15 protein-coding genes and 1 rRNA gene are annotated in these 15,539 nt (G+C 52.8%); 9 read left to right on the forward strand and 7 right to left on the reverse strand.

Features of this window, described 5'->3' with window-relative positions; genetic code table 11:
- The first annotated feature begins 23 nt into the window (after positions 1-23).
- Both rrf and rlmM read left to right on the forward strand, forming a co-directional pair.
- A 5S ribosomal RNA gene (gene rrf / locus MOY_RS10615) occupies positions 24-139 on the forward strand.
- Positions 140-290: 151 nt separating this feature from the next.
- Positions 291-1,358 (forward strand): 23S rRNA (cytidine(2498)-2'-O)-methyltransferase RlmM, encoded by a 1,068-nt coding sequence (gene rlmM, locus MOY_RS10620; protein WP_009099511.1) that lies wholly within the window; start codon positions 291-293, stop codon positions 1,356-1,358.
- A gap of 25 nt (positions 1,359-1,383) precedes the next feature.
- Here the strand turns inward: rlmM and MOY_RS10625 are convergent, their stop codons facing one another.
- Positions 1,384-1,671 (reverse strand): antibiotic biosynthesis monooxygenase family protein, encoded by a 288-nt coding sequence (locus MOY_RS10625; RefSeq protein WP_009099513.1) that lies wholly within the window; start codon positions 1,669-1,671, stop codon positions 1,384-1,386.
- Between the two features lie 27 nt (positions 1,672-1,698).
- On the opposite strand from MOY_RS10625, the gene tusA reads away from it, so the two are divergent.
- Entirely contained in the window at positions 1,699-1,950 is a 252-nt protein-coding gene (gene tusA / locus MOY_RS10630) for a sulfurtransferase TusA (protein ID WP_009099515.1), read from the forward strand.
- Positions 1,951-2,012: 62 nt separating this feature from the next.
- Here tusA and MOY_RS10635 read toward each other — a convergent pair whose 3' ends face one another.
- The 3 genes from MOY_RS10635 to MOY_RS10645 form a co-directional block, all read right to left on the reverse strand.
- Positions 2,013-2,717, reverse strand: coding sequence for a hypothetical protein (locus MOY_RS10635; protein WP_009099516.1), 705 nt, complete (start codon positions 2,715-2,717; stop codon positions 2,013-2,015).
- A 108-nt stretch (positions 2,718-2,825) separates the two neighbouring features.
- On the reverse strand, positions 2,826-3,824 hold the full coding sequence (locus MOY_RS10640) for a DUF3080 family protein (RefSeq protein WP_009099517.1): 999 nt from the start codon (positions 3,822-3,824) through the stop codon (positions 2,826-2,828).
- A 5-nt stretch (positions 3,825-3,829) separates the two neighbouring features.
- The gene (locus MOY_RS10645; RefSeq protein WP_009099518.1) at positions 3,830-5,248 is read right to left on the reverse strand and encodes an MATE family efflux transporter; all 1,419 of its coding nucleotides are present in this window, start codon (positions 5,246-5,248) and stop codon (positions 3,830-3,832) included.
- Between the two features lie 153 nt (positions 5,249-5,401).
- Here MOY_RS10645 and MOY_RS10650 point away from each other — a divergent pair, with 153 nt between their 5' ends.
- A complete protein-coding gene (locus MOY_RS10650; RefSeq protein ID WP_009099519.1) occupies positions 5,402-5,986 on the forward strand; it encodes an elongation factor P hydroxylase in 585 nt (194 codons plus the stop codon).
- Here the strand turns inward: MOY_RS10650 and MOY_RS10655 are convergent.
- Together MOY_RS10655 and MOY_RS10660 are read right to left on the reverse strand one after the other, a co-directional pair.
- Positions 5,983-6,462, reverse strand: coding sequence for a hypothetical protein (locus MOY_RS10655; RefSeq protein WP_009099520.1), 480 nt, complete (start codon positions 6,460-6,462; stop codon positions 5,983-5,985). The two genes, MOY_RS10650 and MOY_RS10655, sit on opposite strands and share 4 nt — an antisense overlap.
- A gap of 13 nt (positions 6,463-6,475) precedes the next feature.
- A complete protein-coding gene (locus tag MOY_RS10660; protein WP_009099521.1) occupies positions 6,476-7,327 on the reverse strand; it encodes a TatD family hydrolase in 852 nt (283 codons plus the stop codon).
- 221 nt (positions 7,328-7,548) lie between these two features.
- Between MOY_RS10660 and MOY_RS10665 the strand changes: the two genes are divergently transcribed.
- The 5 genes from MOY_RS10665 (at position 7,549) to MOY_RS10685 (ending at position 14,468) form a co-directional block, all read left to right on the forward strand.
- Entirely contained in the window at positions 7,549-8,778 is a 1,230-nt protein-coding gene (locus MOY_RS10665; RefSeq protein ID WP_009099522.1) for an ABC transporter substrate-binding protein, read from the forward strand.
- A gap of 39 nt (positions 8,779-8,817) precedes the next feature.
- Entirely contained in the window at positions 8,818-10,371 is a 1,554-nt protein-coding gene (locus tag MOY_RS10670) for a fatty acyl-CoA synthetase (RefSeq protein ID WP_009099525.1), read from the forward strand.
- Positions 10,372-10,373: 2 nt separating this feature from the next.
- Positions 10,374-11,516: an acyl-CoA dehydrogenase family protein gene (locus tag MOY_RS10675; RefSeq protein ID WP_009099528.1), complete on the forward strand. Its 1,143-nt coding sequence runs from the start codon at positions 10,374-10,376 to the stop codon at positions 11,514-11,516.
- 34 nt (positions 11,517-11,550) lie between these two features.
- Complete coding sequence (gene bktB, locus MOY_RS10680; RefSeq protein ID WP_009099529.1) at positions 11,551-12,738, forward strand: beta-ketothiolase BktB; 1,188 nt, start codon at positions 11,551-11,553, stop codon at positions 12,736-12,738.
- A gap of 77 nt (positions 12,739-12,815) precedes the next feature.
- A complete protein-coding gene (locus tag MOY_RS10685) occupies positions 12,816-14,468 on the forward strand; it encodes a fatty acid--CoA ligase (protein ID WP_009099532.1) in 1,653 nt (550 codons plus the stop codon).
- Between the two features lie 17 nt (positions 14,469-14,485).
- Here the strand turns inward: MOY_RS10685 and MOY_RS10690 are convergent, their stop codons facing one another.
- Positions 14,486-15,499, reverse strand: coding sequence for an AraC family transcriptional regulator (locus MOY_RS10690; RefSeq protein ID WP_105208888.1), 1,014 nt, complete (start codon positions 15,497-15,499; stop codon positions 14,486-14,488).
- Between the last annotated feature and the right edge of the window lie 40 nt (positions 15,500-15,539).

Consider the following 15,539-nt stretch of genomic DNA (forward strand, 5'->3'; position numbering starts at 1 on the left):
CATGATATACATCGCCAGTTACGCCTGACGACCATAGCGAGCGTGAACCACCTGATCCCTTGCCGAACTCAGCAGTGAAACCGCTTAGCGCCGATGGTAGTGTGGGGTCTCCCCATGCGAGAGTAGGTCATCGTCAGGCACTTATTAAGAAAAGCCCCGAGCACACTGTGTTCGGGGCTTTTTGCTATGCGCTAAACAAAATAACCCCTGCTAGATAAGTGCTATGATGCGCTTTAATAATCAGTTAGATAACTATTTCAATTTTATTAGGTAAACATTGAGGTGAATAGGTGAGTGAAACGGTACCCACGTCGTGGCTGGTTTACTGCCGACCAGGTTTTGAAGGCGATGCGCTGTCAGAAATGCAGCACCACGCTAAACAGCAAGGTGTCTCCTGTGAGCCTGCGCAGGGGGAGGGGTGGGTGAGTTTGACACGTTTAGATGGAGAGCCGATCAATGACGTGCACCGCCAGGCTGCATTTAAGCGGCTTATTTTTGCACGCCAAAGCCTAGCTGCGCTGCCAGCGCTAACACTCTCTAGGGAAGATCGCTTGACCGCTATTCTGGATCAAGTGAAGGCAAGTCGGTGGAGCTTTGAAGAAATTTGGCATGAAACTCCCGATACCAATGATGGAAAAGCATTGGCAGGCTTGATTAAAGCGCTGACTAAGCCGTTGCAAAGCATGCTAAAAAAACGTGGTGCTCTGCGCGGTAAAGCCGGGGGGCGTCGGTTGCATATTTTTTGGACCGATGGCGATCGCGTTCAACTGGGCATGAGCTTCCCCGATAATCGGAGTGAACTGATTAACGGCATCCGTCGCTTGCGCTTCCCTTCTCGAGCGCCTAGCCGCTCAACGCTTAAGCTAGAAGAGGCGTGGCATGAGTTTATTCCTCGTGAGCAGTGGGATGACCGGCTCTCGGCACATATGCAGGCAGCAGATTTAGGGGCAGCCCCAGGTGGTTGGACCTGGCAGCTGGTTCAGCGGGGTATGTATGTTTACGCCATCGATAATGGGCCGATGGATAAATCGCTAATGGCGACTGGGCAGATTGATCATCTTAAAGAGGATGGCTTTAGCTGGGAGCCCCCTCAGCGGCTTGATTGGCTGGTATGCGATATTGTTGATAAACCTGTACGCGTGCTGGCAATGGTGGAGCGGTGGCTAACGCGTAAGTGGTGTCGCGAGGCGATTTTTAATCTTAAGTTACCCATGAAAAAGCGCTGGGATGAGGTGACTCGCTGCTTAACATCGTTGGAAGAGACGTTGGCGGAAGCGGGGGTGCGGGCTAACATTTCCTGTCGTCACCTCTACCATGATCGGGAAGAGGTGACGGTTCACGTAAGGTTAATTAATTAATGACTGGTCAAGCGAGCCGAGGACTTTAGTAGCCCGGCTCGTATACCCGAATGGTTTCATCTTCGGTTAATAGCGGTAAAATACGCTGCATGGCGTCTGCGCGGGCTTCGCTTGCATGCCACTCTTTCCAAGCGCGTAGATCACGCCATTTGGTAATCATTAGGCGCCGATCAGTATGGCCAAGCTCTACCAGTGTTTCTCCACCGACAAACCCTCTTACCCCAAGGGAAACGCGCATGGCTTCGCGTGCAGCTTGCTCAAATTCTTCTTCCAGGCCGGGCATAATACGCCTTTCAATGATTACTTTTATCATACTGTGGATTCCTAACCGAGAATATAAATGACTGTTAATACCGACGACACGCAAGCGTTTGACACATCGCTGGATACCACCGGGCTTTACTGCCCTGAGCCTATTATGCTGATGCATAACCAAGTGCGCGACATGGCGTCAGGACAAGTGCTTAAAGTGATAGCAACCGACCCCGCTACAACTCGAGATGTCCCTAAATTTTGTCAGTTTCTAGGGCACGAGCTGTTATCGCAGCGCGAGGAAACTGGCCACTATTTCTACTTTATCCGTTTAGCTTAAGTCTGTGGAGTTTAGCGAGGCCAGTGCCGACTAATGGTGGATAGCCTCGCCAAGCCGTTGATTTAATCGGCTTCCCCGTGAGGAACAACCATCATGGCTAATGCATCTAGTGTGGCGGGATCCTCTTCCATAATTTGGTTGGCGATATGCCGCTGAAAGAAGTACACCTTTTGATGGCGCAAATGCGCTTCATACAGGCACCTATCGCCAAGTAAGATTGGCGTCATGGTGGCCTTCTGCTCATCGGCCAGTAAAGCTTCTACGCTGCCATCGCTGTAGAGGCGCCATCCGTAAACGGCTTTCATGTGCCAAGGGGCATTAGAGTGGTTCATGCATAAAGCATGGGTGCCTAAGGTGTCAGGGAGTTGCTGAATAAGTGAAACCTCTTCTGAAGCTTCGTATTCAAAATAGCTTGCCGCCGCCGTTAGTTCGTCATATTTATGGTCGGGAGGGAGTTCGAATATCTCTTCGGTTTCGGGATCACGATAACCGATAAATAGGCCACTTTCATGGCTGTCTAAATCGTGGCAAGCCGCCAGTGATTCCATCCAGGGCACTAGTCCAACCACGCTACCGTCTTTGCGGAGGCCCCATGCCAATATCGGCAGGCCATAGTAGGTGTCGGGACTCGCAGCGAGCTGGTAAACCATCTCTAACCCATCTAGCTCAGGTGCTAGACGAATCAAACATTTTTGCGCCTGATGATGCTGACGCACGGTATCCAGGTCGATGACCTGGGCAGAGTGGGGTGACTGGGATGCGCCCATGGTGTCCCTCCTTGTGCTGCGTGGTCTCGACATTGGTGAGTTTTTTGCTCACCACGTAGTTCACCAATAGCACAGGTTTACCATAAGGTTAAGAGGGTAGCGTGTTTTTTACGTGATACTGCATACTGGAAAGCGGCTTCTGAGCTGATTATGGGTAGTTTTTGCGGTTTGAAATTGCTGCCAGGGTGCGCTGGGGTTGCTCAATGAAAGCCACGTATTTTGATACTCCACAACGGCCTCAGGTGGGGAGACGTCATGAGTATCAATCAGTTGATTGACAGCTATAAGCCACTGCTCAGCCTGTTGCTCAAGGGTGGTAAGCCAAGTGGCCTCCCAGGAGCTTAAACAGGTATCAGTAGATAGCGCTTGTTCTGAAAGCACGATATTAGCCTCACTCAAACGCTGCTCAGCGAGAAGCAGTGTACGTAATAGCTCTCCCGTTAAGGGGCGTTCTTGAAGTGTTTTAAGGTGGTGTTCGAGGGTGGAGGAGTCCTGTTGCCACTCAAGACTAAACTGATTCACTACCATTTGGTGCAAGTACTCAATGGAAGCTAGGTATTGAGAAAGGTCTGCTACACCTCCTGAACTTAAGGGGTGGCTGGCTCTTGAAAAGCTCTTTTCCCATTCGGAGGATTCGAAGATGGCATTCCAGCTCACCGCAGGTAGCTGAGCGGTTTTCTGTAAAGTGAGCGTTTCCAGGCGTGCTCGGTTTTCATCGCTTAACTCACTAACTGCCTCAGTTTTCCAGCAACCGCTAAGGCGCTGCCAGAGGGTACGTTCGTAAAGCCACTGCTGGCTTGGGGGCGCAACTCGTCCTAATTGATTATTGCGTGCGGCAACGAGCGAGGTGATTTGACACTCCCTTAGGGCATAGATATTAAGCATGCTTTCACGCATTTCAGGCACATCGATTTGCCTATTTTGGCGATCAGGAAAGGCACCAATGTTACGTGGAGAGGAGCGCTCAATAGATGAAATGTTGAGATCAGTGGCCAACTTCTCATGGTAAGCAACCCAGGGTTGCTCGGCATCATTGTTGCCGCACCCTGCTAGCAGGGAGGTTACCGATAGTGCGGCTAGAAAGTTTTTAGCACCAAAGGGCGTCATAGGGGTTACTCCTTTTGGCTGATCCACTTTAATCGCCACCCAAGTAAAACAGCGGCAGTGCTGAGCCCTGCGATTAAGCCTATCCAGTAACCATGTACACCCAGTGGTTCAGACACTCCCCCCATACCGTGAGTTCCAAGCCAGTGGCCGCCCCCTAGGCCGACAATCCAGTAGGAAAGTACCGTAATAATCATCACGATCCGAGTATCTTTATAGCCCCTAAGCGCGCCTGCTAAGTTAACCTGTAGTGAATCTGACAGTTGGAAAATGACCGCTAGTGCGATGATGGTAAGGGCCAGTGCCTTAACGTCAGGATTTGAGGTGTAGAGTGAAATTACCGGTTCCGCCGTAATCCATATCAGGGAGCTGTTGATAATCGCTACGATTACGCTGATTACGATGCCGTTCCAGGCGACTTTACGGGCTAGTGCTAAGCGCTGCCGACCAAGTGTATTACCTACGCGAACTGTGAGAGCCATGCTGAGTGACATCGGGAGCATAAAGAGAATGGTGGTATAGCTCAGGGCGATTTGGTGGGCTCCCACGGTGACTTCGCCAAAACTGGCAATGAAGAGCGCGATAAGAGTGAAAAGCGTTACTTCGACAAAAATAGCGACCCCAATGGGCACGCCCACAACGACCAGCTCACGAATACCTGCCAGGTTAGGCGGCGTTAACTGCTTCCATAATGAGACACTGCGGTAGGTGCGGCCACGGCGCGTGTAATAGGCCATCGCGAGCGCCATTGTCCACATCGAAAGGGCTGTGGCGATGCCACAGCCAAAAGCGCCGAGGGCTGGTAATTGCTGAACGGTGCTAGGAAGCCAATCACCTAAGAGATTTGTTAGGCCATCGCCGCCATAGATCAATACGTAGTTACTGGGAATATTAACCGTAAGCCCTACCAAGCTGATCCATAGGGCTGGCCGGGTATGGTTCATGCCGTCTGAGAAGGCCCTAAGTGCTTGGAAGAGCGCAATGCCAGGCATGCCAAAGGCCACCGCAGAAAGATACGCAGCGGATTCTCTAGCCACTGCGCTAGGTACATCCATCGCTTCGAAAATGGGCATTACCGAAAACCAGAGTAACAGAGCGGCAATGATGCCTAATACGAGCGCCACCCAGAGCGCTTGATGCACGGCAGGGCGAATGTCGTCATTGCGCTGGCCACCTAAAAGATGCGCCACAATCGGTGTTAGCCCCATCAGCGTGCCGGTCATAAATAGCATGAGTGGCATCCATAGGCTTGAACCTACTGATACTGCCGCCAGGGAAGTGGCGTTGTAACGCCCAGTCATCATCACATCGACCACGCTCATGCCCGCTTGGGCTAGCTGGGCGCCGCAAATGGGTAGCGCTAGCGCTACCAGCATGCGGGTTTCTGGCCAATAGGTTGATTTGATCTGTTTAGCAAAGCCGCCCAAGGTCAGGCTCCTAGTAAGTTAAGTGGCCCAGGAAAAGCCGATAGATTAGCAGGAGTTGCTAATCTTTTCCGTCTTCACTTGGGTCAGCACACTACTTTAGTGTGCGGGTTACGCTGGGATATACTGCTCAAAATCGATAGCTAAAGTGACACCATGACAACTCATAACGAAGGGCGTTGGACGCTGAACGATATAGTGGCGCTATTTGATGGCGTTTTTGCAGAGAGCTATATGACACGGCTTGTAAAAGGCGGTGACGAGCCGCTTTACCTGCCAGCAACGCCTGATACGCCATTCCACCAGGTTATTTTTGCCCGCGGCTATTTTGCCAGTGCTCTGCATGAAATAAGCCATTGGTGTATTGCAGGCAATCGGCGGCGGCAATTGGAAGATTACGGCTACTGGTATTTACCTGATGGGCGAAATGCCGAGCAGCAGCAGGCATTCGAGCAAGCCGAAATTGCGCCCCAAGCGCTTGAGCGGCTGTTTACCCATGCCTGCGGCCGCACGTTTCATGTCAGCGTCGATAATCTCGGGGGGGAGGTAGCCGTGGACCGTGAGCAGTTTTCACATAAGGTAGCTGCTCGGGCTCGGCGCTATCAGGACGAGGGGCTTCCCACCCGCGCCAACGCCTTTTATGTTGCGTTGACGCGCTACTATCAATGTTCAGACACGCTCAGCATGGCTGTTGAGCAGGGGCGAAAAGCATTAAGTACTAACGCGGCCTGCCCGGTTTAATCTTGCTCAGTAAGCCGCTGATGTAAGGAAAGCATGACGGCTATTTCATCTTCTGGTCGCATGGGCTCAAGGCCTAGATCATTAAATGTTTCATTGCGTAGCCGATGCCACTCATTAGCACTGATCGAGTCATAAAGCACTTTAGCGGGGGCAAGCTCGACAAAGGGGTCAAGGCCGTATGTATCAAATAGCCGGGCTATGGCTGCTTCATCGTCACCGTTGTCGCTGGTATACAACGTCTGCGAGAAGTAGTCGGTTTCTAGTTCACGAATCACATCCAATGGGCTGACACCCAAGCTCTCAAGCTCTTCAATACTATATGCGCCCATTACATTGGTATCTTCTGTGATCCAGCTGTCATCAGGTTGAATCAGCGTTTGCTTGATACGACCATCGGGCAGTGACCAGGCAATAACCAGTGGCAAGCCATCTTCGTCGCCCGTCTCAATGGCAATAAATCCTGGATAATCAGCCACGCTATCACTCCTATTAAGATGCTGCGTCAATGCGGAAAAAACGCTGAGCCGTGCGGGTGGTTGCCTCGCCTAGCTCTGTTTCGCTTACGTTATGCCAAAGGGCAATTTCTTTTACAATCCAGGGTAGCAGGGCTGGCTCGTGTCGGCGCCCTTTCAATTTTGCAGGAAGGTTGCGGGGCAGCAGATAAGGGCAGTCGGTTTCCACCATCAAACGCTCAAGGGGAATATCGTTAACCAGCGAGCGAAGGGAGTGGCCTCGACGTTCGTCGCAAATCCAGCCGGTTAAACCAATGTGAAGGTCAAGGTCAAGGTAGCCATGTAGCGTTGCGCGGTCAGCGGTAAAGCAGTGAATAACTGCTTGGCTGATATCATCGCGCCAGCTGCGCAGCATCTCTTTCATGCGTTGGCCCGCATCGCGCTCATGCAAGAAAAGTGGCAAACCGCTTTCAACGGCTAAACCTAACTGAGCTTCAAAGGCTCGCTCTTGCGCCTGAGGTGTCGAAAAGTTGCGGTTAAAGTCTAGCCCGCACTCACCAACAGCGACAACTTCAGGCTGCCCGTGAAGCGCTTTCAGTTGGTTCGCTACATCGCTGTTCCAGCCTTTGGCGTCATGAGGGTGAACCCCTGCGGTTGCGTATACGCCTTTAAACTGTTGCGCCATAGCAACTGCTTGTTCGGCATGTTCGATATCCGTGCCGGTAACAATCAGCGCAGTCACATTGGCTGCTTTCGCTCTGGCAATGACATCACCAAGGTCACGCTGAAAGCTCTCGTGGGTCAGGTTTGCGCCAATATCCACCAGCGGCGTATCGGGACGAAATTGCAGCGCGTCGGGTAAAAATTCATCCGTATAGGGTGTGCCCACACCTTGCTCCTACTCAACGGCAAAACCCTATTGTAACGCTGGTAAGCGGTATCGACTAATGGAGCATGACAGTCGATTGCGGCTACGAATGGCACGAATTGCAAAAAAACTGGCTTGATAGGTAAACAGATAAGCGATTTTTACTCTTACTATGAATAAGAGCCACGGCCTAAAGCGCCATTAAGGCCTACCCAATAACAACAATAGACAGGTTAATAACTATGCGACTATCACGAACTTTCACGCTGTCTACGCTATCGGCTGCCCTGCTTGCTGCTAGCGTTGCCCCAAGCGCTTTTGCCAGTAATGGTATTTCGGATAATGAAATTCGAATTGGCTACCTAGCTGATATGTCAGGTGTTTATCGAGATCCCATTGGCCCTCTAGGGCAAGATGCCATTGAGATGGCGATTGAAGATGTGGGTGGCAGCGTGCACGGCGCCAACATTGTGGTTTTCAGTGCCGATGATCGTAATAGCCCGGATGTAGGATCAAGCGTTGTGCGCGAATGGATTGATGAGCGCAATGTCGATATGGTCACAGGCTTAGTGGCATCATCGGTCACATTGGCGGCTGTTAGGCTTTTAGAAGACGCGGATAAATTGGGCCTGGTGAATGGCGCGGTATCTTCTGGGGTGACTAACGAGCACTGCTCCCCTAACCATATCCACTGGGTCTATGATACCTGGGCTATGTCCAACGGTACGGCAAAAGCGATTACCGATGAAGGCTACAAGAACTGGTATCTGTTAAGCGCCGACTACTCGTTTGGCCACGCCCTTGAGGCCGATGTGGAGCGTGTGGTTACCGAAAATGGTGGCACCGTAGTAGGACGCGCGCGACACCCATTCCCCAATAATGATTTCTCCTCTTTTATGCTTCAGGCCCAAGCGTCTGGCGCTGACGTCATTGCCTTAAATAATGCCGGCGGCGATACCATTAATGCCGTTCAAACAGCTGGGGAGTTTGGTATTACGCAAGCGGGCCAAATTTTAGCGGGCATGGTGCTGTTCAGCACTGACATACGCAGTATCGGTCTGGAAAATGCCCAGGGGCTGCAGTTCACAAAAGCCTGGTACTACGATTTAAACGAAGAAACGCGTGCCTGGGCAGAGCGCTTCCGCGAGCGTACTGGCAGTATGCCAACGATGGTTCACGCGGGCCTCTACTCTAGTACCCTTCATTATTTAGAAGCGATTGAAGCCACGGGTACAGACGATACCCAAACAGTTCGCCAACAGATGGCCGACACCCCGATTAACGATATTTTCGCCACCAACGGCTACATCCGTGAAGATGGCCGGATGGTGCACGACATGTATCTAGTTGAGGTGAAATCGCCGGATGAGTCTGCAGACGAAAATGACCTTTTCCGAGTGGTGCGCACTATTCCCGCCGAAGAAGCGTTTCGGCCGCTATCTGAAAGCGTTTGCCCGCTCGTTAATAGCTAACGCCCTGCCAATCAAGCACAACACTAATAAGGACTTGGCATGTCGAACACGCATTTAATCCACCGCAATACCATCGGCGCTGCGTTAAATCGCAGCGCTCGCAAGTACGCACAGCGGCCAGCGCTTACCTTTGGTGAGCGGGCATGGAATTATCAAGCGCTCAATAACGCTGCTAACCAAGTCGCCAATGGCCTGCTGGAGGCAGGGCTTTCGCCAGGGGACCGGTTGGCGGTATACGGCAAGAACTCAGACGCCTACGTGATTGCTTGGCTGGCCGCCACCAAGGCCGGGCTTGTGCATGTCCCCATTAACTTTGCGCTTAGCAGCGAAGAACTGCGCTATATCCTGGAGCAGTCGGGGGCGAAAGGGCTGCTCAGCGATACTGTGCTAGCCGATAAAGTCGCTGAAGCGACACAAGGTTTGGGTTTAACTCTAGCGGGAACCCTGTACGCCGCTGACGAAGGCGGCCCAACAGACTTTGACGTGCTGACCTGTGCACGAACTTCTCAAGCATCCCATGAGCCCGATGTGGCGCTAGAAGGAAGTAGCTTAGCCCAACTGCTTTACACCTCGGGAACCACCGCAGCACCCAAAGCCGCGATGATGAGTCATCAGGCATTAATGGCTGAATACATGGCCTGCATGGTTGAGCTGGATATAAACAGTGACGACGCGATGTTGGCTGCTTTGCCGCTTTACCATTCGGCGCAGATGCATGTTTTTTTAATGCCCGCCCTGCTGCTGGGTGCCCCCGTTTATCTACTTGAAGCACCGCTTCCAGAGAGCTGTCTCGCTGCGATTTCAGAGCATAACATCGCCTCGTTTTTTGCACCGCCAACCGTCTGGATCAGCCTGCTGCGTCACGCGACATTTGATCAGTTTGATTTAACCAGCCTTAAAAAAGCGTATTACGGGGCCTCCATTATGCCGGTGCCCGTGTTGGAAGAGATGCAGCAGCGCTTTCATGGGGTAGGGCTTTATAACTGCTATGGGCAGAGCGAGATTGCCCCTTTAGCCACGGTGTTGCGTCCAGAAGAGCATGCCGAACGCCCAGCCTCAGCAGGGCGGCCTATCCTCACCGTGGAAACTCGCATCGTCGATTTAGATATGAACGATGTGGCGCCTGGCGAACATGGGGAGATTGTTCACCGCTCGCCTCAGTTAATGACAGGTTACTGGGATAAGCCTGATATGACCGCCGAGGCCTTTCAGAGCGATTGGTTCCACTCCGGCGACGTGGGCTATTTCGACGAAGCAGGCTACCTGTATGTGGTTGATCGGATTAAAGACGTTATCAATACCGGCGGCGTACTGGTAGCGAGCCGCGAAGTGGAAGAAGCCCTTTTCAAGCATACGGCTATATCTGAGGTGGCGGTGGTTGGCCTACCCGATGAGAAATGGATAGAGGCAATTACCGCGGTCGTTGTGGTGAAAGAGGGTCAAAAGGTTAGCGAAGATGAGCTGATTCACCATGCGAAAAGCTTAATAGCCCCCTATAAAGTGCCTAAGCGCGTGGTGTTTGCCGACACACTGCCCAAAAGCACGGCAGGTAAAATCCTCAAACGTCACCTTCGTCAAGACCTTAAGGATTAAGCATGGACGCCCAGACCAACGAGCTGTTTCATGCCATGATTTCGCGCTGTTTGGCGCAAGAAGTCGCCCCTTTTTACCAGCAGTGGGAGGAGGCTGGAGAAATACCCCGTTCACTCTGGAGAGCGCTAGGGGCTGCCGGGTTATTAGGGATTGATCTTGATGACACCTGGGGTGGCGCTGGCGCTGATATTGCCATTACCCAGCTGGCACTTGAGGAAATATCCCGCCAAGGTTTTGGCGGGTTAGCCAGTGCTTACAATATCCACGCCAACATTGTGATGCCCTATCTTCAAAACCTAGGCACCAACGAGCAGCGTGAGGCGTGGTTGCCCGCCATGGCCCTAGGGGAATGTCTGGGGGCTATCGCCATGAGCGAGCCCCACGCCGGAAGCGACTTAGCGGCGATGAAAACGCGCGCTAATAAAACCGTTGATGGCTGGGTGCTTAACGGCAGCAAACTGTTCATTACCAATGGCCAAGTAGCCGACCTAGTGATCGTTTGTGCGAAAACCGACCCCAGTGCAGGGGCGAAAGGGGTATCACTATTTTTGGTAGACACGACGTTACCTGGTTTTTCGCGGGGTAAGCCGATCAAGAAAATTGGCCAGCATGCCAGCGACACGGCAGAACTGGCGTTTGACCAATTGTTGTTGCCACACAGCGCCTTATTGGGCGAAGAAGGCGCGGGTTTTCGTTACTTGATGCAAGAGCTGCCCCGGGAGCGGTTAGGGGTTGGCGCCCAAGCGTTGGGTGCCGTTGAAGGGGCGCTCGCGTTGACGCTTGATTACGTAACCCAGCGCCACGCTTTCGGCCAGCGGGTGGCTGATTTCCAAAATACCCGCTTTACGCTGGCTGAAATAAAAGCGCAGCTAGACATGGCGCGGGCGTATTTTGACCAATGTGTCGATAAGTACCGCCATGGCACGATGACCAGCACGGATGCAGCTATCCTAAAACTACAGCTTAGCGAGCTCCAGTGCCGTGCTGTTGATCGTTGTCTTCAGCTGTTTGGTGGTTATGGCTATACCCATGAATACCCCATTTCACGCTTTTACTTGGACGCCCGCGTACAAACTATTTATGCAGGCAGTTCGGAAATTATGAAAGAAGTTGTCGCGCGTTCGCTGCTGGGAAAAGTCGCATAATCCCTCAGCCGGGCGCCATGATTAAGGAGTTCACATGCAACTGGATAGCGTTGTCATTTTGGGCGGTGCCCGCACTGCCATTGGAGGATTTGGGGGGACACTCTCATCGCTGGCGCCTTTTGAACTAGGGACGATTACTGCTCAGGAAGCGCTTCGTCGAGCGGGCGTTGCGGGCGAGGATATTGACCACTCGGTGTATGGGCACATTATTACCACCGGCCCCCAGGATGCCTATCTTGCGCGGCACATTGCATTGAATGCCGGTGCTCCCAAAGAAGCGGGCGCCTTTAACGTGAACCGGCTGTGTGGTTCCGGTGTGCAAGCCGTGGTGTCGGCTGCCCAGCAAATTGCACTGGGCGATAGTCGTCTGGCGCTAGCGGGTGGGGCAGAGTCCATGTCACGAGGTGCCTATGTGCTGCCACCCCAGGCGCGTAATGGAATACGCATGGGGGATGCCAATATTCAGGATCTTACCCTAGGCATTCTCAGCGACCCGTTTGGCAGTGGGCACATGGGGATGACAGCAGAAAATATCGCTAAGCAGTATGGCTTAACCCGCGAGCAGCTGGATCAGTTTGCCGTCGATAGCCACCACAAGGCGGCCCGAGCGATTGCCGAAGGGCGCTTTGATGAGCAAATCGTGGCCGTTGAGGTTGCCCAAGGCAAACAGACGATCTCCTTTAAACGCGACGAGCATGTGCGTGAAGGCGTCGAACTTAGCGATTTAGCTCGTCTAAAGCCGGCGTTCAAGAAAGATGGGATCGTGACGGCGGGTAACGCCTCCGGTATTAATGATGGTGCGGCGTCGTTAGTGCTGGCCCACGCAGAGGAAGCCAAGGCGCGTGGCTTAACCCCGCGTGCACGGCTGCGGGTGGCTACAACGGCCGGTGTAGAGCCTTCGCTGATGGGGCTGGGGCCAATACCCGCCGTTAAGTGCTGCCTTCAGCAAGCGGGGCTGCACATCAACGATATCGATGTCATTGAGTCCAATGAAGCCTTTGCGGCTCAAGCAATGGCCGTTGCCGGCACCCTGGGTTTCCCACTAGAAAAATTGAATCCTAACGGCGGTGCGGTGGCGCTGGGTCATCCGGTAGGTGCCACAGGCGCTATCTTAATCTTAAAAGCCTTGCATGAATTAGAGCGTACCGGGGGCCGTTTTGGTCTAGTGACGCTGTGTATCGGCGGTGGGCAGGGCATTGCACTGTTGATTGAGCGCTGGTGATTCTGGGCTCAGGCGTAAAGGTTACTTCTTGAACGCATAGGTTAATTTTGCCAACACAATCAAAAAGGTGAGTATTTATGTCGACGATAACGCCCAAGATTATTCCTCCAACGCCTTCCGCGACTAATTCTCCACTGTTAATCGGCGACTTGCTTGAGTCAGGCGTGCGTATGGCGGGTAACAATCAAATTGTTTATCGCGACCAGTGCCGCCACGATTACCGACGTTTTCGTGAACGGGTGCATCAGCTTGCCCATACGCTAACGGCAAAGGGCGTAAAAGCAGGGGATGTGGTGGCCGTTCTGGATTGGGACAGCCACCGTTACCTTGAATGCTTCTTCGCCATTCCCATGATTGGCGCTGTGCTACACACGGTGAACGTGCGCTTAGCGCCCGAGCAGATTCTGTACACCATGGAGCACGCCGAAGATGTGTTCGTACTGGTGCACGAAGACTTTGTGCCACTGCTTGAGCCTCTAGCGGATAAGTTACCCAATATTCACGGTTACATGCTGTGCCAGGAGGAGGCGAGAGACGTCAACACGTCGTTACCTCTGGTGGGGGAGTTTGAGGCGTTATTAAGTGAGCAACCCAGTCATTACGATTTCCCTATCTTTGATGAAAATGCCGTGGCCACGCTGTTTTACACCACAGGCACTACCGGTAATCCCAAAGGGGTGTTTTTTACGCATCGACAGTTAGTGCTGCATACCCTGGGTGAAGCCAGTACCTTCCAGGCACCGGGCTTTGAGCTGCTCAATCGTGACAAGGTCTACATGCCCATCACGCCAATGTTCCATGTGCATGCATGGGGCGTGCCCTATACCGCCACACTGATGGGGGCCACCCAGGTGTACCCGGGCAAATACGAGCCCGAGATGCTGGTCAAGCTGCTGGTTAGTGAAAAGGTCGATTTTTCTCACTGCGTTCCCACGCTGCTGAATATGGTGGTCAGTGCGGATGCGATTGCGTCGAAAAAAGTAGACCTAAGTGGCTGGAAAGTGCTGGTAGGGGGCAGCGCGCTAACCCAGGCGTTGGCCAGTCGCGCTTGGTCGCTGGGTATTGATACGCGCAGCGCCTACGGCATGTCGGAAACATGCCCGCTGCTTACAGCGGATATTCTGCCCCGTGAGGTGGGTGAGGCGGACTTCGATACCCAGCTTCCTTGGCGCTGCAAGGCTGGCCTACCAGTGCCCTTGGTTAAGTTACAAGTGGTTGATACCGACGGCAAACCGCTACCCCATGATGGTGAAAGTGTCGGCGAAGTACGTGCCCAAGCACCCTGGCTCACTCAGGCCTACTACAAAGAAGAAAAGCGCAGCGAAGAGTTATGGCGTGATGGTTGGCTACATACAGGCGATGTGGGCTCCATTGACGAGCACGGCTTCTTAGCCATTAGTGACCGCATTAAAGATGTTATTAAGACCGGCGGGGAGTGGCTCTCATCGCTTGAGCTGGAAAGCTATATCAGCCAGTGCCCAGGCGTTGCTGAGGTGGCTGTGATTGGCGTTGCCGATGATAAATGGGGTGAGCGCCCGGCTGCGTTAGTGGTGCCCAGCGATCTGAAGAACCCGCCCACGGCAGAGGAGGTGCAAGCCTTTATGGAGCAGTTCGTCGAGCAGGGCGCTATCAACCGCTGGGGCATTCCATCGCTTATCCGTATGGTTGATGAAATCCCTAAAACCAGCGTCGGCAAACTGGATAAAAAGCGCATTCGAACAGAAATATAAGGGAAAAATATAAGGAATTACTGTTTGACGCTCGCCGCACGCGCTTTTCGATAGGCGGCGGGCGAATTACCGGTCCACTGTTTAAATGCGCGGCTAAAGCAGGCTAAGTCTTCAAACCCGAGCGTATCGGCAATAGAGGTAAGCGGCTGAGCACTGCGGGTTAAAGCCTGAACCGCATAATCGCGGCGAAATTCATCTTTTACCGCTTGGAAATGCGTGCCTTCCAATTTTAGTCGGCGTGACAACGTGCGCACCGACATATGCAGCGCGTCGGCAACATGGGCAACGTTGGCCGCCGCAGGTAAATGTCGCCTTAGATGTTCGCGCACCCGGTGAGTTAACAGCTGCTCTTCAAACGAGACATAAAACCAGTCGGCCGGGGCGCGCTGTAAAAACGCGCCTAAGTGCTGTTTGGTTTGGCGGATAGGGTGATTTAATAGCGATTGATCAAACGACATGGCGGTTTGGGGTTGATTAAAGCGCACCTTACCAGGATAGAAATAGAGGTAGTCGGCGTTATAGGAGGGCGGCGCGTAATTACACTCCATTAAGACAGGGGGAATCTTGCGGGCGATCATCCACGAAGCAATGCCGTGGAACAGTTTCAGCATTAGCTCATGAACTAGAATGCGGCTACCCGGTAGAGCAGCATGTTCAACTAACGCCATGCGTGCCACGCCATTGTTAACAGAAAAAGCGTAACTGAAATCGTCCAGCATAATTCTGAAAAACTGTGTATAGCGGTGCAAGGCGACGTGCAGCGTGGGGGCATCTAACAAGCTTAAACAGAGTAGCTTCAGGGTGCCGCAGCGCAGCGGGCGTGAAAAAAAACGCGGTGTCTCATCGTCTAACTCAAGGGCGATAAGCCGATAAAGCTCAGCAAATTGTTCAACAGTGACCCGCCCGTTGGGCGCGCTTAATAAAAAAGGAGAAATTCCCGCCTGTTCTAAATAGCGGTTTTGAGACTGCACGCTGCCCGGTAAGCCATAAAGCAGCTCGTTCACGAAGTGCATCGAAACAGTCACTGTCACTGCACACCTGCCCTCATAACGTCCCAGACGCTACGTAATG

Source organism: Halomonas sp. GFAJ-1 (genome assembly GCF_000236625.2).
In the GTDB taxonomy this organism is placed as follows: Bacteria; Pseudomonadota; Gammaproteobacteria; order Pseudomonadales; family Halomonadaceae; genus Vreelandella.

Coding starts and splice junctions, on each gene's coding strand:
- MOY_RS10625 (WP_009099513.1), bottom strand. CDS start 1,671: ATGATAAAAGTAATCATTGAAAGGCGTATTATGCCCGGCCTGGAAGAA.
- tusA (WP_009099515.1), top strand. CDS start 1,699: ATGACTGTTAATACCGACGACACGCAAGCGTTTGACACATCGCTGGAT.
- MOY_RS10635 (WP_009099516.1), bottom strand. CDS start 2,717: ATGGGCGCATCCCAGTCACCCCACTCTGCCCAGGTCATCGACCTGGAT.
- MOY_RS10640 (WP_009099517.1), bottom strand. CDS start 3,824: ATGACGCCCTTTGGTGCTAAAAACTTTCTAGCCGCACTATCGGTAACC.
- MOY_RS10650 (WP_009099519.1), top strand. CDS start 5,402: ATGACAACTCATAACGAAGGGCGTTGGACGCTGAACGATATAGTGGCG.
- MOY_RS10665 (WP_009099522.1), top strand. CDS start 7,549: ATGCGACTATCACGAACTTTCACGCTGTCTACGCTATCGGCTGCCCTG.
- MOY_RS10670 (WP_009099525.1), top strand. CDS start 8,818: ATGTCGAACACGCATTTAATCCACCGCAATACCATCGGCGCTGCGTTA.
- MOY_RS10675 (WP_009099528.1), top strand. CDS start 10,374: ATGGACGCCCAGACCAACGAGCTGTTTCATGCCATGATTTCGCGCTGT.
- bktB (WP_009099529.1), top strand. CDS start 11,551: ATGCAACTGGATAGCGTTGTCATTTTGGGCGGTGCCCGCACTGCCATT.
- MOY_RS10685 (WP_009099532.1), top strand. CDS start 12,816: ATGTCGACGATAACGCCCAAGATTATTCCTCCAACGCCTTCCGCGACT.